This window comes from Planctopirus sp. SH287 (assembly GCF_056500625.1).
On record NZ_CM151403.1, the window covers coordinates 1 to 23,425 of the forward strand.

The 23,425-nt window shown below is 55.0% G+C and carries 15 protein-coding genes and 1 pseudogene; 8 read left to right on the forward strand and 8 right to left on the reverse strand.

What is annotated here, in order from left to right; all coding sequences use genetic code 11:
- The 4 genes and pseudogenes from dnaA to SH287x_RS00020 form a co-directional block, all read left to right on the forward strand.
- Entirely contained in the window at positions 1–2,802 is a 2,802-nt protein-coding gene (gene dnaA, locus SH287x_RS00005) for a chromosomal replication initiator protein DnaA (RefSeq protein WP_479516340.1), read from the forward strand.
- A gap of 262 nt (positions 2,803–3,064) precedes the next feature.
- Positions 3,065–4,486 (forward strand): dihydrolipoyl dehydrogenase, encoded by a 1,422-nt coding sequence (gene lpdA / locus SH287x_RS00010; RefSeq protein ID WP_479516341.1) that lies wholly within the window; start codon positions 3,065–3,067, stop codon positions 4,484–4,486.
- Between the two features lie 68 nt (positions 4,487–4,554).
- Positions 4,555–4,983 carry a response regulator transcription factor gene (locus SH287x_RS00015; protein ID WP_479516342.1) on the forward strand — a complete coding sequence of 143 codons (429 nt, stop codon included), beginning with the start codon at positions 4,555–4,557 and terminating at the stop codon, positions 4,981–4,983.
- Between the two features lie 144 nt (positions 4,984–5,127).
- A pseudogene (locus SH287x_RS00020) lies at positions 5,128–5,328 on the forward strand (response regulator); the annotation flags it as partial.
- Positions 5,329–5,521: 193 nt separating this feature from the next.
- On the opposite strand, the gene SH287x_RS00025 reads toward SH287x_RS00020, so the two are convergent.
- The 3 genes from SH287x_RS00025 to SH287x_RS00035 all read right to left on the reverse strand — a co-directional run bounded on the left by SH287x_RS00025 (position 5,522) and on the right by SH287x_RS00035 (position 8,206).
- A complete protein-coding gene (locus tag SH287x_RS00025) occupies positions 5,522–5,923 on the reverse strand; it encodes a hypothetical protein (protein WP_479516343.1) in 402 nt (133 codons plus the stop codon).
- Positions 5,924–6,335: 412 nt separating this feature from the next.
- Entirely contained in the window at positions 6,336–7,244 is a 909-nt protein-coding gene (locus SH287x_RS00030) for a DUF1559 domain-containing protein (protein ID WP_479516344.1), read from the reverse strand.
- A gap of 347 nt (positions 7,245–7,591) precedes the next feature.
- Positions 7,592–8,206, reverse strand: a complete 615-nt coding sequence (locus SH287x_RS00035) for a hypothetical protein (protein WP_479516345.1) — start codon at positions 8,204–8,206, stop codon at positions 7,592–7,594.
- A gap of 195 nt (positions 8,207–8,401) precedes the next feature.
- Between SH287x_RS00035 and mfd the strand changes: the two genes are divergently transcribed.
- Positions 8,402–11,722 carry a transcription-repair coupling factor gene (gene mfd, locus SH287x_RS00040; protein WP_479516346.1) on the forward strand — a complete coding sequence of 1,107 codons (3,321 nt, stop codon included), beginning with the start codon at positions 8,402–8,404 and terminating at the stop codon, positions 11,720–11,722.
- A gap of 28 nt (positions 11,723–11,750) precedes the next feature.
- Here the strand turns inward: mfd and SH287x_RS00045 are convergent, their stop codons facing one another.
- Both SH287x_RS00045 and SH287x_RS00050 read right to left on the reverse strand, forming a co-directional pair.
- Positions 11,751–12,110: a tRNA-binding protein gene (locus SH287x_RS00045; protein WP_479516347.1), complete on the reverse strand. Its 360-nt coding sequence runs from the start codon at positions 12,108–12,110 to the stop codon at positions 11,751–11,753.
- Between the two features lie 27 nt (positions 12,111–12,137).
- A complete protein-coding gene (locus SH287x_RS00050) occupies positions 12,138–13,592 on the reverse strand; it encodes a bifunctional folylpolyglutamate synthase/dihydrofolate synthase (protein ID WP_479516348.1) in 1,455 nt (484 codons plus the stop codon).
- A 119-nt stretch (positions 13,593–13,711) separates the two neighbouring features.
- Between SH287x_RS00050 and SH287x_RS00055 the strand changes: the two genes are divergently transcribed.
- The gene (locus SH287x_RS00055) at positions 13,712–14,212 is read left to right on the forward strand and encodes a DinB family protein (protein WP_479516349.1); all 501 of its coding nucleotides are present in this window, start codon (positions 13,712–13,714) and stop codon (positions 14,210–14,212) included.
- 64 nt (positions 14,213–14,276) lie between these two features.
- On the opposite strand, the gene ispF is transcribed toward SH287x_RS00055, so the two are convergent.
- Positions 14,277–14,762 (reverse strand): 2-C-methyl-D-erythritol 2,4-cyclodiphosphate synthase, encoded by a 486-nt coding sequence (gene ispF / locus SH287x_RS00060; RefSeq protein WP_479516350.1) that lies wholly within the window; start codon positions 14,760–14,762, stop codon positions 14,277–14,279.
- Positions 14,763–15,005: 243 nt separating this feature from the next.
- Between ispF and SH287x_RS00065 the strand changes: the two genes are divergently transcribed.
- Together SH287x_RS00065 and SH287x_RS00070 are read left to right on the forward strand one after the other, a co-directional pair.
- On the forward strand, positions 15,006–15,428 hold the full coding sequence (locus SH287x_RS00065; protein ID WP_479516351.1) for a PEGA domain-containing protein: 423 nt from the start codon (positions 15,006–15,008) through the stop codon (positions 15,426–15,428).
- A gap of 242 nt (positions 15,429–15,670) precedes the next feature.
- Positions 15,671–17,107: a hypothetical protein gene (locus SH287x_RS00070; protein WP_479516353.1), complete on the forward strand. Its 1,437-nt coding sequence runs from the start codon at positions 15,671–15,673 to the stop codon at positions 17,105–17,107.
- 84 nt (positions 17,108–17,191) lie between these two features.
- On the opposite strand, the gene metH is transcribed toward SH287x_RS00070, so the two are convergent.
- Complete coding sequence (gene metH, locus SH287x_RS00075) at positions 17,192–20,950, reverse strand: methionine synthase (RefSeq protein ID WP_479516354.1); 3,759 nt, start codon at positions 20,948–20,950, stop codon at positions 17,192–17,194.
- A 663-nt stretch (positions 20,951–21,613) separates the two neighbouring features.
- Positions 21,614–23,305, reverse strand: coding sequence for a Kelch repeat-containing protein (locus SH287x_RS00080; protein WP_479516355.1), 1,692 nt, complete (start codon positions 23,303–23,305; stop codon positions 21,614–21,616).
- Positions 23,306–23,425 lie beyond the last annotated feature (120 nt).

The following is a 23,425-nucleotide window of genomic DNA, read 5'->3' on the forward strand; positions in this document are numbered from 1 at the left end:
ATGCAACCCGGCATGATGCTGGCGAACCCCGGAATGATTCATGATGAACGACAAACCTTACACACGATCGAGACCGCGGCTTCTCATGCCATCTCTCTCGACACCTCATCTCACGATGCATCATCTCCCGATGACAGCTCAGGTGATGACAGATTACGTGATGTCAAACTGAGCGGATGGTCTTCCCACAATCGCGCGGTCACTGAGTTCTCTCAAGTGGCAACAGGTACTGCTCACACGGCAGGAACCCGTTCCATGAAGGAGCATCAGGCCGACGGTCACCATCGCGCCGGTCTTGATCGCGCCAGCTTGCAGCGTTCCAAAGCACTGCGTAGCGAGTTGCTGGTTTCGCCGTCAGCGGTCCGTGAACAGGCCGTCACTACGAAGGAACGGGCACCGGTGACGGCAAATTCCGTTGCGGCTCAATCCATTGCGACTCAAGTGGCAGAGGCTGTCCGCGTGCGAAATGCCGAACGTGGGATTGATCCTCATGCCAGGCCGTCTACCAACTGGAAGGCGGCCCGCCCACGAGATGTCCATAGTCTGGGTTCTGTGCTGGCGCGTGCAGGATTCGCAGTGGACGACTCACCGCCCGCCTCGACATTTGCATCACAGGCGACCTCGGTCAACGCGACAAAAGCCGCAGCCATCACTCCTCCGGTGGCAAAGACATTAGTAGCAAAGACACTGGTAGCAAAGACACTGGTAACACCGGCTCCCGCTCTTTCCCCCACGGCTTCTATCGCTCTTAATCAGGGGGCTTCCGCGCGGATGGCGTCTTTCTGTGAGGCCCTTTCCCGCTCTCTGGGAAAATCTCGCTATGAAATGTTCTTCAGCCAGAAAGTTTCGTTTGCGATCACAGAAGGAGTTGCCGCTGGAACAACCCATCCCCAACATCGGCTGACCTTCAATATCCCTGACGACTTCATTCGGAACTGGTTACAACGGGAGTACCAGCCTCTGTTGGAACAATTGGCGAGGGAATATCTGGCAGGCGGTATTGTTGCTTGGGACGGACACTGCCAGAAAGCCGTGACTCCTCAATCCACAGGATCAGTACCCACAGGATCAGCACCTGAAACATTAGAACACACAGCGGATGGTGCCATTAAAGAAGCGATTAAAGAAGTTGTCGCGCCGGTTGACTTGCGTGTCGCAGAATCTTGCCGCTTGCCCGATCCGATTCACAATGTCACGGTCAGCACCCCGCTTTTGAATGCGGTTGTCGTCACACCTCAGAACTCTGTATCAGTCGTTGACATCCCCGGTTTGCCAACAGATTCAACAACAGGCCCGGATGTCAACGCCACCGTAATTATTAACAAGCAAAAGTCGGTTCGGATAAAGCGACCATTGCAAGCGTCTGTTCGCTTGAAGAGTCGTGGTGAAGACCTCAGAATCTCCGACCCGGCTGAAGCAACTTCTCAGCAGTCGGTGGTTCAGGCCTTCTCTGGAACTCGACAGCCACCTATGGACGAACTTGGCAAGCAGGAAGCTGTTTCACAACTTTCAGAAGTTGTCGAAGAGGTGACAATCAGCGTCACCGAAGCGCCTGCCGCCACTTCACTTTGGCGTTCAGAATTCTCGCCACAGATTTCACAACTTGCTTCACCACGAGGTTCGCGGCCAGAAAATTTGTCTCACGCTTCGCCGAGCCAATCTGCCGCACAACGTTCCACCCAGAATCCACCAAGCCACGCCACCACCATGGGCGCCAGTTCAAAAGGTGCGGCGAACCATCGTCACGCCAACGCAAAGATGACACGGCGTCCGCTGGAACTGACCGATCTTGTCCCCGGTTCTTGCAATGAACTGGCGATTGCGGCTGCCCGTAAGGTCTGCGAGGAAGTCCCGGCTCCGTTTAATCCACTCTATCTCTTCGGTAATGTGGGTATTGGCAAGACCCATCTTCTGGAAGGGATCGCCCGGCAACTGCGTCGCCAGCATCCGCACCTGACAGTGTTGATGATGACGGCAGAACAGTTCGCGAACTGTTTTACTCAGGCATTGCGAGATAAGACGTTGCCATCGTTCCGGCAGAAGTTCCGCAATGTGGACGCACTGCTGATTGATGATGTCGACTTTCTCGATAACACCCGCGTGATCCGTGAAGAGTTCCTGCACACGTTCACCGAACTGGCGGATCGTGGCCGCACGATTGTCCTGACGTCTGACCGTCATCCCAAGCTGCTGACCAAGCTGGGGGATGAACTGGTGACTCGGTTCATGTCCGGGCTAATCTGCCGCCTGGAATCCCCTGATGTCGCCACGCGAGAACGGATTTTGCACCAAAAAGCCGCTCGCCTCGGGACAGATATCAGTCCCGAAGCCCTGGCCTGGGTGGCTCAAAAATTCCGGAACAATGTTCGGGAACTGGAAGGAGCTTTGAATTGCCTGCACACATGGTACACCATGAGCGAGCGGCGAGTCGGGCTGGCGACAGCGCGACAGATCCTGGCCGATCTTGAACGCGATTGCCTCAAGCTGGTGCGTTTGACCGATATCGAACAGACCATCTGCACGTTATTTGGAGTCAAGCCACGGGAATTGAAGTCGTCCAGCCGGGCAAGGTCTGTCAGTCAACCACGGATGCTGGCCATGTTTCTGGCCCGGAAGCACACTCAATCGGCCTATCAGGAAATTGGCCAGCATTTCGGCGGTCGCAACCATAGCACCGTGATGGCTGCCGAAAAGAAAGTCCAGGAATGGCTGGGAACCGATTCCCTGCTGCATATGGGGGGGCGTGAGTGGAACATCCGTGAAGTTCTCGACACGCTTGAGCAACAACTGATGGCCGGTTGATTCTCTCGCTCCATATACGAGAGGAATCAAACCGCTGGCTGTTATCTTGTGAGAAGCGGGGATCAGGTTCTGCGTGTGGCATCATCCCGGTCACGTCATCCCAGCCATGTCATCCCGGTCACATCAGCGTCGTCTCTGTGGCATCATCGGACGATTTCTGCCACGATGAGATCTGTAACCAGATGATGACGCAAGACTTCTTCGGCCTGCCCGAGAATTCTCACAGACGCCCACCTTCAGACGATCACGATAAAGGAACAACATGATGGCCAATCTGGAAGCCGATCTGGTGGTTTTGGGCGGCGGGCCGGGAGGATATCCCGCAGCGTTTGAAGCTGCTGATCATGGGTTAAAAGTGATCCTTGTCGATGAAGGAACTCAGCCCGGCGGCGTCTGCCTTAATCGTGGTTGCATTCCCTCCAAGGCACTGCTTCATGTGGCCAAGCTGATTAACGAATCTCATGAAGCCAGCGAATGGGGTTTGACGTTTTCAAAACCCAAGATCGACATCGCCAAGTTACGGGCCTGGAAACAGAGCGTGACGAATAAGCTGGGTGGTGGTGTGACCGAACTGTGCCACGCCCGCGGCGTTCAACTCATCAAAGCCCGTGGCACTTTTACTGGTTCCAACACACTGGAACTCAAGTCGGCGGACGGCAAGACCAGCACCGTGACTTATAAGCATTGCATCCTGGCCTCGGGGTCATCGCCCGCCATGCCACCGATCTTTGCCATTGGTGATCCCCGAGTCATGGATTCGACAGGTGCCCTCGAGCTTCAGGATATTCCCGGGTCATTACTGGTCGTGGGCGGCGGTTACATCGGTCTGGAAATGGGCACCGTTTATGCGGCTCTCGGCTCGAAAGTGACCGTCGTGGAACTGACCCCCAACCTGCTGCCGGGAGCTGACCGCGATCTGGTGCGTCCCCTGGCCAAGAGGTTGGAGAAGCAATTTCACAAGATCCACCTCAACACCAAGGTTGAAGCCCTCGAAGCGGCTCGGGGTGGGATCAAGGCCACTCTGGCGGGTGAAGGAGTCGACCCGAAGCAGACATTTGACCGTGTGCTGGTGGCCATTGGGCGCCGCCCGAACAGCAAGAATCTGGGTTTGGAAAAAACACAGGTTCAGGTCAATGAGAAGGGCTTTGTCGTCGTCGATAAATCCATGAGAACCAGCGACCCTTCGATCCTGGCGATTGGCGATGTCGCTGGTGAACCAATGCTGGCTCATAAAGCGACACGGGAAGCGAAGGTCGCTGTCGAGACATTGCTTGGGAAAGCCTCTGCCTTTGACAACATTGCCATCCCCGCTGTCGTCTTTACCGATCCGGAAGTCGCCTGGTGCGGTTTACAGGAGCATGAGGCCAAAGAGCGTGGAATTGAAGTGAAGGTGATCCGCTATTCGTGGGCGGCATCGGGGCGTGCCACCACTTTAGGTCGCAATGAAGGCGTGACGAAGCTGGTCTTTGATCCGAAAACAGAACGCGTTCTCGGAGTGGGATTGTGCGGAGTCGGAGCGGGCGAGATGATTGCGGAAGGTGTTGTGGCTGTGGAAATGGCGGCTGTGGCTCGAGACCTTGCCGATAGTATTCACGCCCACCCCACCCTTTCGGAAACGATCATGGAGTCGGCAGAAGCCTTCTTCGGTCAAGCGACTCACATGTATCGCCCCAAAAAATCGTAAGGCATCATGCTGCTAAGACACGGGGCAATTCAGCAAACGCAACCAATCTTGAGAGAGGGGCAGCGGTCATGGCCGAGGCAAAACTGATTCTGATCATTGATGACGATCGCGAAATTGCCTCGACACTGCAAATCGTGCTTCAACACGCAGGTTATCGCGTGACGCTGGCTCCTAACGGTCTGGAAGGTCAGCGGCTCATTGAATCGCTGAGTCCCGATCTGGTCATTACCGATATGATGATGCCTCGAATGGGTGGCTTCCCGGTGCTGGAATTCATCCGCACATTGGCCAAGAAACCCCGCGTCATCATGATTACGGCCAACGAAGGCGGTCGACACAAAGCTTATGCTGAAATGCTGGGAGTAGACGATTACCTCCGCAAGCCGTTCCCGATGGAATCGCTCGTGGATTCCGTTCACCGCATTTTCTCACCCCCTGCTGATGGCGACGAAGAAGCCGCAGCACCGAAAAAAACGACGCGCAAGAAAACCTCGTGAGTCAGTTAGGTTCTGGTGATGATTGCCAGAATGGACTTCTCACGCTTTCAGCCCATGTAGGGCAGGCTCCCGCCTGCCTTTCCAGATGTCGGAAGCCATTTAGGACGGCAGGCGGGAGCCTGCCCTACTAAAATGGCCAAGAAACCCCGCGTCATCATGATTACGGCCAACGAAGGCGGTCGCCACAAAGCCTATGCCGAAATGCTGGGAGTAGACGATTACCTCCGCAAGCCGTTCCCGATGGAATCGCTCGTGGATTCCGTCCACCGCATTTTCTCACCCCCTGCTGATGGCAACGAAGAAGCCGCAGCACCGAGAAAAACGCCCCGTAAGAAGACCTCGTGAGTCAGTTAGGTTCTGGTGATGATTGCCAGAATGGACTTCTCACGCTTTCAGCCCATGTAGGGCAGGCTCCCGCCTGCCTTTCCAGATGCCGGAAGCTATTTAGGACGGCAGGCGGGAGCCTGCCCTACTGGCTCAAAGCCGCAAGCATGGCACACAAACGCTATTTCAAAAGGGAATGCGTATCAGATCGGGTCTACTTCGGATCCAGTGAGAAATTCTGTGTTGTTGGAGTCGCGGTCACGGTGACTCGCAGCTCACTTTTTGTGTTGTAGCGTGCCGGAACGATCTCCTGGATCAGTGGCACTTTCTTGCCGTCAACCAGTTCCGCGCCAAATTTTCCTGGCACTTCTCGCTGACCAAAGATTTCCACGATCTTTTCACCGGGAGTAACTTGCAGGGAATACTCGCCAAACTCGATTCGTCCGGCTGCCGATGACCCTTTGCCGTCCGCAGGATGAAACGCAATCTGCCCAACAACCAAAGGCTGCTCGTTGACGGTGACAGTACCAGAGACTTTGCTGGTCACAACAGCCGGAGCACAACCCCAAACTCCCGGAAGCAGGAGTGAAGCTCCCAGAACAAAACTCGTGGACACTATTTTCCGAATAACGAATTGCTGTGGCATGAGACGCAACCAGTGCGAAAATGAGGATAAACAACTATCTGTGCGACAGTGATTTTGAGAAAAAGAAAAATCGACGGAGAAGGCCACAACAAAGACTTGAGGCACTGATTGACTGGCAAAGCCATCGGTATTGAGGAGCGGCTTAAGTTTTTTCAGCCGCTCTTGGCCCGCACAGACTTCGTTTGAAGGCAACCAAAATTTCCAAGATGACGAACTGCGTTGTGAGAAATCTCTGATGCCTCGATAAGACCGCGACAACCGAGATTTTACGGGAGATGTTTAGCCCTGTTTCCGGGTCAGTGTGACGGCGTCTGTACGTCATTTGTTCTGAACAAGCCTGATTTTTATGCCGCCAGAACACAGCTCTCAATAGGGATGTGGATTAGTATTCTCCGTTTGTCTCATTACCTGCGCGTGTCCCCAATCCCTGAAAAGTCCCTCGGTCAACATTGTTTGAAATAAACCGAACGGCACCGTCGGCCATGAGGATATGCACTCCGCCGGTATGCATGCTGCGGGCGTAATTCTCGGCGTTGCCGCCGCCGTTGTTGGAGACGCACGGGGCCCGCGTGTTGGTCGTTACTTTGCAGCGATAGGTGCGATCGACCACCGGGGTATTGGGGGTGTTGGCTGAAGAAAAGGCGTAGGATCCCAAGCTCGCACCGCCCCAGTACCAGCCGGCATCCCCCCATGCTTCCGCCGTGATGTTGGAACGAATCAGGGCTTCACCGGCGAGGAAAGTGTTGGAAGTCCCGTCCGTGATGTCGCGGAATTTGCAGCTTGAATGGTGCCAGAAAATACCATTGAGGCCGGGAAGGGTGTCGGAGAAGGGACTGATAGGGACACTGTTGTTGCCCGCGCAGACGACATAATTGCCGTGAAAGCCGATCTGGGCAAGGATCCCCGAGTACGACCCGGCGAAGGGATCCGAGGGGCACATCAGGCCGGGGATTTTCACTTGCTTGACCGCATTGGAGACATCCTGAACGTTGGAGGCTGTCTGTGTCATGTAGGTGTTGAACAGAGGTGCTTGGTCGAACTCGGGAAGGATCTGCTGCATCCAGCAATCTCGATTGAGGCGGACGCCATGACGCACCCCATACGGGAACATGTTGGCCCGGTCGTGGTAATTGTGAAGCGCTAGCCCCAATTGCTTGAGATTATTGCGGCATTGCGTCCGGCGGGCCGCCTCGCGGGCTTGCTGCACAGCAGGCAACAGCAAAGCGATCAGAATGGCGATGATCGCAATCACCACCAGCAATTCAATGAGAGTAAAACCACGCTGTCGCATTCCAGACTCCAGAGAAAGACTTAAATAAACCTAAGAATCATACTGGCAAGAAGCAGCAAACGATGGGCCAGCAAACAGAAGACTAGCGTTATTGATCATACGCACGTGCGAGGGCAAGTTAATGAAGCACAGCTAACCGGGTGCACGTGAGCAATGTGTTTTGAAGAGTCGCAGGCAGCATTGCTGCCAACAACATAAGCATGGATTGCTAAGAATCAATAAATAAGCATGCCGGAGTGTGATGATTCCGGAAAGTTGTTCAAGATTCAGTCATCCGATAAGGAACTGCCCGCCATCACACACAATGCACACACCATAGATCATTCGCCCGACTTATGAGCATGACTCTAGCGGTCGGTGCGAAGCTGCTCGACACGCAGGGCTTCAATCCGTGTGGCCAGATCGTTGAACCGGTCTTGTTCAAGTGAACATTCCCCCTGCCATCGCAGACGGCTCTGGGAATCAAAGACGAGGACGTGTGTTGCTCCCTCTTTGAAGCCGTACTGTTCCTTGATCACGTTCTCGAAATCCAGCCAGACGGGAAAGTCCGGCGAACCATTTTTGAACTGCTTGATAATCAGCGGGCGGATTGGCTCGGGGATCTTGTCTCCCATCAAGGCGACTGGAATGACGTTCACATCGGGTGATGGCCCCCGCGCTCCCGGAATGGGTCTGACGGGAGCTTTCACCGCTTCTGAGGAAGCCAACCCGGCAGCCGTCGGATGGAACGTGGTATGCAGCCGCATGCCCAGTTCTTTCGAGACTTTCATCGCTTTGCGGTCACCTGTCACGAGAATCGTGATGCCGCTACCGGTGGCCCCGACCGCATGTTTTTCGCCAAACTGGTCAACCAGCACATGGGCGTCCTCAGCGATAAGAGGGCTGCTTCCCAGGCAGAAGCCGGCCAATATCAGCGCCAGAAATTGGGCATCGACAAGACGACGAGTCCACTCACGCATCATCCAGCTCACTTTCCATCGCGGGGTAATTTGCCATTTTGGCGCCAGCATACCTGCTTTTCTAAGGGGAATTCGTGGTCTGGCACAACATCAATGCTCGTGAGATTGGTCGAACGGCTTCGGGAGGATAGACTCTTCTCATCATCGGCCCGTGTTCAATAGTCACCATTGATCGCGTGAAACCGCCGGGGCAATTCAATGGGATCGATGGTGAGTGACAACCTCTCGCTGGCATCCCTGGTCACCAGGCTTAGCCAGCATGCGGGAATCCGCGAGATTCTGGCCAGTCTGGAGCAGGGGAATAGTGGTACCGTTGACGGTGCCTGGGGATCAAGCTGCGCACTCACCACAGCCTGTGTCGCTCGCGAGGTGCCTGGAACGTCCCCCAGGCCTGTCATTGCCATCGTCCCTCGCAGTAAAGAGATTGAAGATTTTGCGGGTGATCTGGCCAGCTTTCTTGGTAAATCACCACTGATATTTCCGGCCTGGGAATCGCTTCCCAGCGAACAATCGACCAGCGACCCGGTCTATGGCGAGCGGTTGCGAGTCTTGAAGCAACTGGAAAGCGACTCTCCCCCGTCGCTCATCCTGACGTCGATAGCTGCCACGCTTCAACCGGTTCCTGCGCGAAGCTCCCGACAACAGTCGATGCGCACCTTCAAAGTGGGGGATGAGCTTCCGACAGAAGCCACCGCGCAGTGGCTGATCTCTCAGGGGTTCGAGCGTGTCCTGGCCATCGAAACTCGTGGTGAGTTCAGCATCCATGGCGGCATCGTCGACCTCTGGACAGCCGATCTTGAACACCCGCTGCGTATAGAACTCTTCGGCGACGAAATCGAATCGATCCGGACGTTCGATGTCGAAACACAACGCAAGATTGCGGATCTTCAGCAGGTCGATGTCAGTGTGCTGGATGTCCGTAAGCTGCCGCAGGAAAATGCCCCCACGTCGCTGGATGACCTCTTCCCTACGGAGCACTTCTCAAAGAGTTGGCCCGCCGGCACGATTGTGGTGCTGGTGGATCATGCCGATATTCGGAATGAGGCGAAGGTCTATCTCGAACGGTTGGGCGACCGACGGGGAATGTTCTCGGTTGAGTCGTCGCTGGAAAAAATGCTGCAATATCCGTCGCTGAACATCGCGCCGCTTCTGGCCGATGGCTTCGACACGACTTGTCATCTTCAAGTTGAATCCGTCGAGCGGCTGACCGGCCCCAAGACCGAGGCCCTGGCAGAGCTTTGCACGATCTTACAACCGGATGAGCAGGTGCTGCTGGCGTGTCACAACGCGGCGGCACTCGAGCGCATGCAAGAACTTCTTCAGGCGTTGGACGCCGACAAGCAGCGGCGCATCAAACTTTGTGAAGGAACAATCACTCGCGGTTTCCGGCTGACATGGGAACGGCTCGTCGTGCTTTCCGACAACGAACTTTTTGGAAGAATCGAAGTTCGTCGGACAGCAGTGAAAACACGGATCGAGACCCGCGCGCTGGATAGCTTCCTGGATCTCAACGAAGGAGATCTGATTGTCCATCTGTCACATGGCATTGGGCGGTTTCTGGGCATGCAACTGCTCACGAAAGGTGAACAGTCCGAGGAGCACATGCACCTGGAATTCAAGGACGGGGCGAAACTGTTTGTTCCCGTCGCGCTGATTCATCTGGTGCAGAAATATGTGGGCGGGCAAAAGACAGCCCCGGAGCTTTCCAAACTGGGGGGGACAGCCTGGGCACAGAAGAAAAAGAAAGTCGCCGAAGCCGTCACCGACATGGCCGGCGACATGCTGCGGCTTCAAGCTGAAAGAGAGTTGCAGCCGGGCATCGCCTTCCCGCCAGACAGTCACTGGATGGAAGAGTTTGAGGCGTCTTTCCCATACATCGAAACACTCGATCAGGTGAAAGCCATCTCAGAGATTAAAGTCGATATGGAACGTGGACGTCCCATGGAGCGACTCATCTGCGGTGACGTCGGTTTTGGTAAGACGGAAGTCGCCATGCGGGCTGCGTTCAAAGCGGTTGATGGCGGCAAGCAAGTGGCCGTTCTTGTTCCCACAACCGTGCTGGCCGAGCAGCATTTTCGCAGCTTTTCCAGCCGCTTTGCCGAGTTTCCGATCAACATCGGCCAGCTCTCCCGTTTTCGTACCAAGTCTGAACAGCGACTGACGCTAAGCGGATTGATGGATGGCTCCGTTGATCTGGTGATTGGAACCCATCGGCTCGTCCAGTCCGATGTGCATTTCAAAGATCTGGGCCTCCTGATCATCGACGAAGAGCAGCGGTTCGGTGTCGAAGCGAAAGAACGGCTCAAGAAACTCCGCACACAGACAGATATCCTCACGCTCAGCGCAACGCCTATTCCCCGCACACTCCATCTTTCGTTAATCGGCGTGCGGGATATCTCGAATCTGGAGACACCGCCACAAGACCGCATGGCCATCGAGACACGCATCTGCCGGTTCGATCCCACACTCATCCGACAAGCCATCGTTCGTGAATTGAACCGGGGAGGGCAGATCTATTTCGTCCATAATCGCGTTTATAATATCCAGACGATGGCAGAACGGATTCGTTCCATTGTTCCCGAAGCGAAGGTCGACGTCGTTCATGGACAGATGAACGAGCATGAGATGGAAAGCGCCATGATGGGCTTCGTGCGCGGGGATGTCGATGTCCTTGTCGCGACGACTATCATCGAAAGTGGATTGGATATTCCGAACGCGAACACCATCTTCATCAATCAGGCCGAGCATTATGGGCTGGCGGAAATGCACCAGCTTCGCGGGCGTGTCGGCCGTTACAAACATCGGGCTTATTGCTACCTGATGGTCGAAGAGGGGAAGATTCTTTCCCCGCAGGCCACCAAGCGTCTCAAGGCCATTGAAGAATTCAGTGAACTGGGGGCGGGCTTCAAGATTTCGATGCGCGATCTGGAAATCCGTGGGGCGGGAAACATTCTGGGGACAGAACAAAGCGGGCACATCGCAATCGTTGGGTATGAACTTTATTGCCAATTGCTGGAAAACGCCGTCCGCGCGCTGAAGCGGGAACCACTCAAGGAGCATCGGCATGTTGATATTGATCTGCCGATTTCAGCGTTCATCCCCAGTGAATATGTCCCGCCGGGGCGTCTGAAAATTGAGATGTATCGCAAGCTGTCGCAGGTGATTTCACTGGACGAACTGCGTCAGTACGAAGCTGAAATCAAGGATCGCTTTGGCCCGATCCCCAAGCCTGCCATGCGGATGATTGACATCAGAGAGTTGCAACTTCTGGCAAGCCGCTGGCAGGTTGACCGTATTCATCTTGAAGGGGGTTATTGTGCTTTCAGCTATCGACTCCCACGCAAGATCGAAAAACTCGTCAGCGAAACGCCGTTCACGTTGCGCATTGTCGATGATCGTCAGGCTCACCTGCTATTGCCGCGCGGTTATGAAACGGGGCTTAAGCTATTGCGACTGATTCGTAAAGTGCTTGACCCTCAAGGGGAACTCACCGGCAAGAAAGTTTCCGTTGATGAGTGACAGCTGGTTTCAGGCAGGGTGATGTGTATTAACCAAGCTTGGAGCCATTGGGAATCGGTTGATCAGGAACGGCGAGCACCACCGCACCATCCGGCCGATAAAAGCCGGTTACCAGGCATTCTGATCGCATTGGCCCAATCTGCTTGGCAGGAAAATTCACCACCGCCACAATCTGCTTACCAACCAGTTGCCCTACTTCATAGAGCGTGGTGATCTGAGCGCTGGATCGTCTTGTGCCAATCTCTGCGCCAAAGTCGATTATGAGTCGATAAGCAGGTTTCCTTGCTTCAGGAAACGGCTCCGCCTGCAGGATGGTTCCCACCCGCAGTTCCACTTTTTCAAAGTCGGGCCATGTGATCAGTTCAAAATCGGCCGGGGAGGTACTCATGATCTGCTGCTTAAGTTGAGGTGATCTTCAGACACTGACAGAACCATGGCCTGCTGATTGTCCTGAAATTAACGTCTCTCGCACCTCGGCAATCAGAAAGAATGAACCCGTGATAACCACCAGATCATTCGAGTGAGTACAAAGGTTGCGAGCGAGTGCCAGAGCCTCCTCCGGTGTTTCTGTCGTCAGAACCGGGGTATCACTGATCGTACGGGCCAGAAGGGATAACTCCCGCACGCTGGTACCGCGGGGATTCTCGTGATACTTCGTCAGAATGAGTCGATGCGATGAGGCCATGGCTAAACGCATCAGACCGAAGAGATCCTTGTCGCGCGTTGTCCCCAGAATCACCGTTCGCTTTGACTGGGGGAATTCTTCATCTAATGTCCGAAACAAGGCATTCATCGACGCCCAGTTATGAGCCGCATCGAGCACAATCGTCGGCGTTCCCCCGAGCACTTCAATACGTCCCGGCCAGACTGTTTTTTCCAGGCTCGCTATCATCGCCGGCCAGGGGAAAGTCGAATTCTTCAAGGATGCGGTCACTTGCTGGTTCCGCCAGCGGTCATAAGCCAGCACCCCGGCGAGCAGTGCGATGGCCGTGTTCATTTCCTGATGCTTGCCAAGAAGAGGAACGGTGCACTCCAGAAATTGTTGCGGCATAGCCGGACAGTCTGTGGCCGAAATTTCTATCCGTCGTAATCCGTCTCTGACACCGGCGCCTTCTTCAACCGCACATTCCTCTTTAACGGTACGTTCCAGCGAGCGGGAGAACAGATTTTGCTCTAACTGCCATAAAGGGGCCTGACGCTGCGCTGCCACACGCGCAATGACAGGGCGGGCCAGCGGATCCATCACTCCACTGATGACTGGAACCTGCGGCTTGATGATTCCCGCCTTCTCAGCTGCGATCAGATCCGTCGTCGCTCCTAAAATCGCGGTGTGATCCCGGCTGATATTGGTAATTACAGTCACCAATGGCTGGCAGACATTGGTGGAGTCCAACCTCCCGCCCAGCCCAACTTCCAGCACGGCAATATCAACTTGATGGTTGATGTTATGCAGCCAGGCCATGGCCGTGATGGCTTCAAAATAAGTGACATGCCACTCCGGCCCTTCGGCATCCATCCGGGCAATGATTGGCTTGAGTTGCTCGACCAAAGAAACCACTTCTTCCTCGCGGGGAAGCTTGCCATTGACCGTAAGGCGTTCTTCCAACCGATGAATGTGGGGGGAGGTGAACAGCCCCACGCACAGCCCGGCCCCCTGAAGAAAATTGGCCACCATGGTGGAGGTGGAGCCTTTGCCTTTCGTTCCTGCGATATGCACCACGGGAATTTGATGGTGAGGGTTCCCCAGAAGTTCCAACAACCGCTGCATGCGATCCAGCTTGAGCGTTTCTCCCCGCAGCGCATCAGCATGGGAACGCTCGTAATTCACTCGATTCAGGAGATAACTGATTGACTCGGCGTAATCCTGCACGCTTGACCTGACCTCATGCTGTATTCGCGGAGTATTTGACAAATCTGCCAGATGCCTCGACTTGAGTTTGTCGAGAACGCACATCAAGATAAAGACTTCTCTGCAAAAGGATAATCCACGTGCGAACTCCCACCAGCGTTATTCAGGTTTACCAATCCCAGTTGATCTTCGCACGAACCAAGACATTGGCGACGTTTGACGAGATCTTGAAGCTCGACCCTAGCGGGGCGATTCTCGGTTGGCGGCCTGGCCCTGACCGTGCCCATTTTGCCTGGCAGTTGACTCATATCGCCGTCACTGAGGAACTCTTCGCCACAGAGCGATTAATGTCACGACCAGCCGCTTTTGCCGAACTGGTTCCACGATTCCGTGGGGGCAGCACGCCTGACGAAGATTTTCCAGACGCTGACCAGATTCGTACTGTGCTCAGTGAATCCCGGCAGCATCTGTTCAACTCCCTCTCCACATTTCGTGATGACGATCTGGATGTGATCCCGGAACCGCTTAAAGACCGTGGCTGGAACCTCGAGCGTGTGTTGCAAGTGCTGGGCTGGCATGAAGCTCATCATCAAGGGCAGGCACACGCGGCACTCAATCTTTACAAGGCCTCCCGCAGCTAACGCCGCATCACACGAGACCACTCAAGAAAAGTTCACGGGCGTCTCTCTTTGCGAGGGGCGGGGTTCAGGGTGTTTTCGTTTTCATTAGCAAGATGATGACATCCGCATCAATACACTCACCGCGACCAACGGGGCCAACTTTTTCACCCGTTTTGGCCTTCACGCTCACCTGTTCGGAAGTAACGTCCAGTAATTCGGACAGTCTGTCTGCGATGGCTCGCTTGTAGGCCGAAAGCTTGGGTCGCTCGGCGTGGATGGTGGCATCGAGATTGGCAATCTCCCACCCGCGTTCTTGAATGGCGTTTCGTGCCGCCACCACAAACCGATCCGATGAAGCGCCGCGCCAGGCTTCATCGGTGTTTGGGAACCACTCGCCAATATCCCCCAGAGCTAACGCCCCCAGCAGGGCATCGGTTACCGCGTGGAGCAGCACGTCGGCGTCGCTGTGACCATCCAGCCCGAGTTCAAAGGGAATCTCCAGCCCACCTAGCCACAATGGTTTTCCCGCAACCAGCCGATGACGGTCATGCCCCATGCCAATACGATACATTCCGCTTCCCGAAAGTGCGTAACTGATTACAAGGAAACCGCTTGTGGAGAAAAAACAGACGCTCTTCGCGCCGTTTGCCACTTTCCGCTATGTTACGCGGTCAATTGGATGATTCCTACTATTGGTTTTCAAACTTGAAGAATGGGGCTGATCAGGTGGTTGCGTCCGATATCGGAGGACGATACTGCGGAGGAAGCTCTGAGAGAAAGCCGTGACACGGCACTAGAAGCATGGATGCTGATCGTGGCGACACCTTTTCTTCGACATCAAACGCTTTGGCTGGCACTCTGCTGTGTCTGGGCACTGCTCCAGACTGGCTGCGTCAGTCGCCGCCTGATGGTGCAATCCAATCCTCCGGGCGCTCTGGTGCTGCTCGAAGGTCAGGAGGTTGGCTACACCCCCGTTGGCGTCGACTTCACCTATTACGGCACCCGTGAAATTACATTGATTAAAGACGGCTACGAAACCCTCAAGGTCAAACAGCCCGTCCCCGCCCCCTGGTATCAATGGCCAGGGATTGACTTTTTCTCAGACAACCTGCTCCCTCACCGCATCACTGATCGCCGACGGCTTTCCTATAACATGCAGGTCAAACAAATCACTCCCAGTGAAGATCTTCTCCAGCGAGCCGATCAACTGCGGAATGAGTCCCGCTTAGGCCCCTAGCGCCGTATCACGGCTTTGCCTTCGGGTTGATGTCGCCGCAATGTCATCCGCTGTCGGACTTAACAACAGAAGAGACCCGAATTTTATACTTTGACAATGCAGTAGCTTTCGATAGAAACATCACCGCATCGATAAGTCATCAAAAATTGACGTGATCGCGGCAAGGATCATCAGGCTGTCCCAGAGAAGCTTGCCCATGGAAACATGACTGACCAGGGCCGTTCGCCAGGAAACACTTCGCCATGCAAGACGGCTTCATCCACATTTGCGACAATTCTGGCAACATGCCTGCGCTTTCACGCCGCTCGGCCCTTCAGACCTGTGCCGTGATGGCAGTGGGAGGATGGCTGACCCGGAGTCTGGCAGAGGCTCAAGGTCAAGACGAGGTCATCACTCGTCTGGAAGAACCCGCCGACGACTTCCGTGTCTTTGGTGTTGGTGCTCGGATTGAAGTCAACGGGCAAGTTCAAACTCGTGACGACAAAGGGGGGGCACTTCCACTCCCTCTCAAACTGACGGCAGGCATCTCTTACCGTGAACGCCGTCTTCTTGGCCCGGGACGTGATGCAGAAGCACTGCGATCATTGCGGGAATATGAGCAAACCACGGCAGAAATCGTTGTCGGTGGAGAAGCCTCCCGCCGCCAGCTGGCCGATACGCTGCGCCTGATTGTCGCTCAGGGACGCACCGAAGGGGTCGAACTGTATAGCCTTGGCGGCCCCATGACCACCGATGAAATGGAGCTTCTCCAGACACCCGGCGACACCCTTTCACTCATCGCTCTGCTTCCAGGGCGAGACATCAAGGTCGGGGAAAGCTGGAATCCAGACTACTGGGTGCTCCCGATGTTCATGGCCGTGGAAGCGGTTGTTGAGCAAAAACTGACCTGCACTTATGTCGCACTCAATGGAAATCTGGCCCGCATAAGTTTCGTAGGTGAATTGAGCGGCGCCATCGACGGTGCCACGACCAAAGTCAGCGTTGAAGGCAATCTCGATTACGACATCACCACAAAGTCGATCGCTGAAGCTGAACTCTCTCAGATTGAAAAACGCGCTATCGGAGCCATCAGTCCTGGCCTCGACATCACCGCCCGCCTGCGGCTCCGACGCCGGCCTGCTCAGATCCCTGGTCGTGTGGGAGAACAGCGTTTTGTGGATGAGGCCACGCAACTCCCGACCACACAACAGATGCGAGTTCGTTTCGACGCTCCCTGGGGCCTGACAGTGCTGCATGGCCGCCACTGGCAGCTCTATCATGAAACTCAGCAGGTTGCCATTTTCCGGCGTATTAAAGATGGCCAGTTCATTGCCCAATGCAATATTGCGCCACTCGCCAGTGCCGCTGCTGGCAGCCATCTCCCTGAAGCCAGCTTTGAGTCCGATATCCGTACCGCACTGGGCGAGCGGCTCAAAACAGTCCCTAAAAAAGAAGTCATTCCCACCAAGAATGGCCGGTTTGTCTACCGCGTGGTTGTCCAGGGACAACAAAAAGAACAAGCCCTCACCTGGATTTATTTCCTGGTTGCAGAGCCTACCGGCAGGCAGACTTCACTGTTGTTCTCACTGGATTCGGCACTGCTGGAAAAATTCGGCAACGACGATCTTGACTTCATCGACGGTCTGAACTTTGGCTCTCCAGCGTCCAATACCAGCACACCCACACTGGCCAATCCGTAACACCGAAAAACTGGCAGCAGCGCCGTCAAACGATGAACTTGCCCTCACGCAGCCTCTCTCATCAGAATGAGCGAGGAGTCATGATCAGTTGTCATATCCCAGATTTGGTGCCAGCCAGCGTTCAATCTCTTTCACCGACATCTCTTTCCTGCGGGCGTAATCTTCGACCTGATCCTTTGTAATGCGGTCGACAGAGAAGAACCGCGACTGGGGATGTGCGAAATAAAGCCCACTTACCGCAGCACCGGGGTGCATGGCATAGCTTTCTGTCAGATAGATTGTCGTCTGTCGGGTGGCATCGAGCAGATCAAAGAGACCTTTTTTTTCCGTGTGGTCGGGGCAGGCCTGATAGCCATAAGCCGGGCGAATGCCGCGATACTTTTCGTCGATGAGGTCGTCTTGTGTGAGGGCTTCTTCTTTGCCGTAACCCCACGCCAGCCGCGCCTGCTCGTGCAGATATTCAGCAAAGGCTTCTGCCAGACGATCGGCCAGTGCCTTCGTCATGATTGACTGATAGTCATCGTGCTGACGATGCAGAAAATCATCGGCCAGTTCATCGCAACCAATCCCGGTTGTCACAGCGAACGCTCCCAGATAGTCCATCCGGCCACTGGAAATCGGCGCGATATAGTCCACCAGTGAACGGAAGTCTTTCTGTCCCGGCCGCTCCCATTGCTGCCGCAACATGGGGAACTTCTCGATGATGCGTGGCGAGGATGACGCCACATCTTCCGGAGCATAGACCACCACATCTTCGCCATCGGCCTGTGCCGGCCAGAAGCCATACACGCCGTTGGCCGTCAGCAGTTTCTCGTTGACAATCCGGTCGAGCAGACGCCGGGCGTCGTCATAAACCCGCTTTGCTTCGGCTCCGACCACTTCATCCGTAAAAATTTTGGGGAACTTGCCACGCAACTCCCACGTCATGAAGAAGGGCGACCAGTCGATGTAAGGAACCAGTGTCTCCAGCGGCAAAGCCTGGAGCGTTTTTGTTCCCAGAAACGCAGGCGTGTCGATCCTTACGTTGGCCCAGTCTGTCACAAATCGACGCTCACACGCTTCACTGAAGGGAACCAGCGTCCGTTTTTGCCCATGACCATACATCGCCCGATCACGTTCCTGTGCCGCCAGATTCTTCTCAATGAAGGCCGCACGACGATCGTCATCCAGCAAGTCTTCCACCACCGGCACCGAAAGCGACGCATCGACCACATGCACGACGGGATGCTGATAGTGAGGGGCAATTTTCACCGCGGTATGCTTCGCGCTGGTGGTCGCCCCGCCGATGAGCAGCGGGAGATGAAAGCCCTGTGCCTGCATCTCTCGAGCCACCTGCGTCATCTCATCCAGCGACGGTGTGATCAGACCAGAGAGACCGATGACCTGCACGCCTTCTGCCTTCGCCGTCTCCAGAATCCTCTCACAGGAGACCATCACTCCCAGATCAATCACTTCAAAGTTGTTACAGCGCAGCACCACCGCGACGATATTCTTGCCGATATCGTGAACATCCCCTTTGACCGTGGCGATGAGGATCTTGCCACGGGATGTCGCTGCGGCTGCCGCTGGGTCGCCGCCTGCCAGTGCCTGCTTCTCTTCTTCCATGAAAGGTTGAAGATAAGCCACGGACTTCTTCATCACGCGGGCACTCTTCACCACCTGCGGCAGGAACATCTTGCCCTGTCCGAAGAGATTGCCGACGACATTCATGCCGTCCATGAGCGGGCCTTGAATGATCTCCAGCGGGCGGGCGTACTTTTGCCGGGCCTCTTCGGTATCTGCTTCGATGTAATCAGTGATCCCCTTCAGCAGCGCATGACTGAGACGCTCCTCGACAGTCCCCAGACGCCACTCTTCCACGGCAGCCGGGCCATCCACCTTGCCTGTCGCGCGATTTTTCAGTTCTTCGGAATAAGCAATCAGCCGCTCGGTCGCATCTTCCCGCCGGTTCAGCAGCACATCTTCCACGTATTCCAGCAGTTCCTTGTCAATTTCGTCATAGACCGCCAGTTGACCCGCGTTGACAATCCCCATATCGAGGCCCGCCTGAATGGCGTGATAAAGGAACGCGGCGTTCATCGCTTCACGGACATGCTCGTTCCCACGGAACGAAAACGAAACGTTGCTGACCCCGCCGCTGGTTCGGCAATAAGGGCAGGTCGCTTTGATTTCTCGAACGGCTTCAATGAACTCGACGGCATAGTTCGCATGCTCTTCCATCCCCGTTCCCACGGTCAGGATGTTCGCATCGAAAATAATATCTTCCGGAGGGAATCCCGCCTGTTCGGTCAGCAGTTGATAAGCCCGCTGGCAGATCGCGACCTTGCGGTCTTTCTCGGCCGCCTGACCTTCTTCATCGAACGCCATGACCACAACCGCCGCACCAAAGCTGCGGATGATGGCGGCTTGTTCCAGAAACTTCGCCTCTCCTTCTTTCATGCTGATCGAGTTGACCACGCCCTTGCCAGCCAGACATCGCAGCCCCGCTTCAATGACGCTGAACTTTGAACTGTCGACCATCACCGGAACTTTGTTGATATCCGGATCATCGGAAATCAGGTTCAGGAAATTTACCATCTCGACGGCACTATCGAGCAGACCTTCGTCCATATTGACGTCGATCATGTTCGCGCCGCTTTCGACCTGCTGCCTGGCAACCGAAAGAGCTTCTTCGTACTTTTTCTCTCGAATCAGTCGGGCAAACTTCTTTGACCCTGTGACGTTCGTCCGCTCCCCGATCATCAGGAACTGACGCGGGGTCTCGGGAGTTGTTTCTGCCTCAATATTGCTGGTGCGTAACTCAAGCAAGTGCGACCCGCTATAGGTCGACCAATGCGGCACCTGGGGGATTTTGCGAGGCTTCTGATCAGCCACCGCTTCGGAAATCTCCCGAATAAATGTCGGCGTCGTCCCGCAGCAGCCGCCCACAATATTGACCCAGCCGTTCTTGGCAAAGTCACGGATATTTCGGGCCACATCCTCAGGAGTCGCATCAAATCCGCCCATTCCGTCCGGCATCCCGGCGTTCGGATAGACGCTGATATATCGCGGCGCAATATTCGACAACGTCTCGACGTAGGGACGCATCTGTGCTGGCCCCAATGCACAATTCAACCCCACACTGGTGGAGGGAAAATGCGAGACCGCCGCCCAGAAGGCTTCCATCGTCTGGCCGGTGAGCGTGACCCCTCCCTGAAAGATCGTGCCCGAAATCATCACAGGCAAGGTTCGACCCGATTCTTTGAACACCTTTTCAATCGCGTACAAACATGACTTCATGTTCAGCGTATCGAACGACGTTTCCGGCAACAGAAGATCGGCCCCGCCATCGATCAGTCCTTTGACCTGCAACGCATACGAGTCAACCATCTGGTCGAACGTCACGGGGCGATAGCCGGGTTTGTCGGCATTGAACGACAACTGAACTTTCGTAGGGCCAATACTCCCTGCGACAAAACGTGGCTTAGCGGTGTTCTTCTTTGTGAACTCGTCCGCGCAGGATCGCGCTAACTCAGCAGCGGTTTTGTTGATTTCATAGGTCAGATCTGCCAGGCCAAACTCCTCCATCGACACGATATTCGCGTTGAACGAATCCGTTTCAATGATGTCCGCACCGGCTGCCAGATATTGTTTATGAATATCTGCAATCATTGCGGGCTGAGTCAGCACCAGCACGTCACTGGCGTTCTTCAGATCGATGGGATGCTGCTTGAATCGCTCGCCCCGGTAATCCTCTTCCGTCGGATTAAACGTATGGATCATCGATCCCATCGCGCCATCGATGACGAGAATACGATCCTCAAGAAGGGTCTCGAATAAGCCGGGGCGGGAAGTGTCAACCATGCGTCAGATCAGCCAATTCACAAAAGTTGTGTCGAAGTTTGCCTAAAAACCTGCTGCGCCTGCCGGAAAACGTCAAGTGTTTCGTCGCTTCCGGCCAGCACGGATCGTTTGATGAGAGCTTATAAGTTCTGTTTGATTTTCATACGAGCGACAAGATCTCTCCCAAGTGCCCCGCCATCCTTAACATTGATGACTCAAAGCAACCCGAGAACCATTATACTGAACAAGCGTGTAAAACGCCTTGTCAGCCTCGCCTTGTTCACCATGACGCCCATATCACAAGTTGCTTTCAGCACACACTCTATCTTAGCAGGCAACCCCATTCGTGGCAGCCTCGCCGTGGTTGGCCAGTGTCTTGCGATGGCTACGTTTCCGGTTGAAAGCCCATTTATGGCCACAATCATCCGCTTTACAGCGGCCCTTGAACTCAACAAGACACGCCAGGCCCCTGATTTGTTCACTTCTGATGGGTCAGTGTCTTATCACGGCTTTCTCTGGGGGTTCAACGCGAGCCACGTCCTTCGTTGTCGGACTTAACAACCAGGTTCCCTCCCTCCTGTTATTGGCACGACGCCAACGAAAAAAGGGCCAGCTGAAAAATTCAGCTGACCCCGCAGGCATTCATACCAATTGGTATGACGAATTGATGCAAAGCATGGAGAGTTACTGTGCTCCGTCGCCCTTCAGTTCCAGGACTTCAACGAGATCGGCCTTGCCGTTTTCCATGCTGGCACCACCCACAAAGACCAATTTATGGTCATTGGTTGGCAGCATGCGGTGGAAGAAACGGGGCTGGTTGAGCTGGTGAACCTGCTCCCAGTTCGCCCCATCAGCCGTCAGCTTGTAGACCTTACCCGACATGACACTGACATAGAGCGAGCCATCAATCGCGAATGAGGAACTGCCGAAGCCTTCCATCCCTTTGCCGGGAATCTCCGGGCCATCGCTCCAGCTATTGGCGGCTGGGTCATAGATCGCGACTTTGGTGGTGGGGCCGCCCTTGTTCTGCATACCGCCGAACACATAAATCTTGCCGTTATGGACAGCAGTCGAGAGGGCACGACGCTGGAAAGGTGGGTTGGCGATTTCCTTCCAGGCAGGTGTCTGGGCAGCGATATCGAACTTCCAGGCGGTTGTGTGCCAGGTGGCGCCGTTGCCGCTTCCCTTGAGTTCCCAACCACCGATCACGTAAATCGTGTTGCCGATGGCCACGGCGTCGAGCGATGAGCGGCCTTCTGGCAATGAGGGGAGAGATGCCCATGCCTTGGCAGCAGCATCCCAGCGGGCGAAATCATTCGAGCTGCGGAGGTTGTCGTCTTCACCGGGAGCGTTTTCAGCAGAAAAACCACCGATGCGATAAACATCATTGCCGACAGCAACCATCGTCAGGCCGGCACGTTCCGGGCCAGCACCGAGGACTTGCCATTCTTTAGGATTCTTCAGGTCAAGCGAGAGCAGTTGGGTTGAGAGTTCGCCCTTGGCGTAGTGATGCGCGCCACCCATATGACCGCCGTAAACATAGATCGTGTTACCAGCAATGGCCCCGCCGAAGCTGGTGATGCCCTTGGGAAGCTCGGGGAGAGCACCGGTGGCAGCAGCCGGTTTTGGCTGGCTGGTGGCGGGCTTGATCACGAGTGAATTGGTGCTGTAAAGGCGAACGGACTTGTATTCCTTATCGCCGAGCTTGCCCGCTTCGTCGATGGTCTTTTTGGCACGCAATGAGTACACACCATCTTCAAGCTTGCCCAGAGCGATTTCACCCTTGGCGTTGGAAGTCCCTTCGATGCGGGATTCGCCTTCTTTACGAGCTTGCAGGATTTCACTGTTAACAACCAGTTCAACCCCTTCAGCTGGCTGACCATGCCAGTAGGTGAGAGCCACGAAGCCTTCGGGGGTTCGCTGAACAACGACTTCCAGCGGCAGAAGCTCTTTATCGCCGATAATCTTGCCACCATCACGGTTGGCGATGGTTTGTGAGCGACCGCAATATCGCAGGAGGTAAGGCTCGGCTCCCCCCTTGGACATGACGCCGTAATCGCAATAGACACCAGCGTTGGTGGCCTTGGGGCTGGGAGTCGCTTCGAGGGAGTTTTCCCCTTTGACGTGATTAAGCTTCACGGTCTTGACGACATCGTCATGCAGGTTGGCTTCGAAGATCACCGATTGCATGACCCTGGTGAGCAGGGCGGGATTATCCGGTGCGGCTTCTTCACCAAAATAAACATGCACCTTCCCATCCTTGGACTGCTTGCCATCGAGAACAAACAGGAAGTGGGCCTGTGCAGAAAGCGGGAGAGCCGCCAGTAATAGCAACGCTGCTAAAGATCGAGCATAACTTGGGAAAACGCTTCTCATTTCTTGTCTCACAGTCTTTGAAAATCTCGCTGTCTTTAAGAAACCCCGCAGAATAGCCACCAGGTTTCCAAGGCTTAAAATTACGATGTCCTGATGGCCACGACTTAGAGGCACATTTCG

What these genes read in the sequence shown, in the direction of transcription:
- dnaA (WP_479516340.1), top strand. Translation starts at nt 1, where the DNA reads ATGCAACCCGGCATGATGCTGGCGAACCCCGGAATGATTCATGATGAA.
- lpdA (WP_479516341.1), top strand. Translation starts at nt 3,065, where the DNA reads ATGATGGCCAATCTGGAAGCCGATCTGGTGGTTTTGGGCGGCGGGCCG.
- SH287x_RS00015 (WP_479516342.1), top strand. Translation starts at nt 4,555, where the DNA reads ATGGCCGAGGCAAAACTGATTCTGATCATTGATGACGATCGCGAAATT.
- SH287x_RS00030 (WP_479516344.1), bottom strand. Translation starts at nt 7,244, where the DNA reads ATGCGACAGCGTGGTTTTACTCTCATTGAATTGCTGGTGGTGATTGCG.
- SH287x_RS00035 (WP_479516345.1), bottom strand. Translation starts at nt 8,206, where the DNA reads ATGATGCGTGAGTGGACTCGTCGTCTTGTCGATGCCCAATTTCTGGCG.
- mfd (WP_479516346.1), top strand. Translation starts at nt 8,402, where the DNA reads ATGGGATCGATGGTGAGTGACAACCTCTCGCTGGCATCCCTGGTCACC.
- SH287x_RS00045 (WP_479516347.1), bottom strand. Translation starts at nt 12,110, where the DNA reads ATGAGTACCTCCCCGGCCGATTTTGAACTGATCACATGGCCCGACTTT.
- ispF (WP_479516350.1), bottom strand. Translation starts at nt 14,762, where the DNA reads ATGTATCGTATTGGCATGGGGCATGACCGTCATCGGCTGGTTGCGGGA.
- SH287x_RS00070 (WP_479516353.1), top strand. Translation starts at nt 15,671, where the DNA reads ATGCAAGACGGCTTCATCCACATTTGCGACAATTCTGGCAACATGCCT.
- metH (WP_479516354.1), bottom strand. Translation starts at nt 20,950, where the DNA reads ATGGTTGACACTTCCCGCCCCGGCTTATTCGAGACCCTTCTTGAGGAT.
- SH287x_RS00080 (WP_479516355.1), bottom strand. Translation starts at nt 23,305, where the DNA reads ATGAGAAGCGTTTTCCCAAGTTATGCTCGATCTTTAGCAGCGTTGCTA.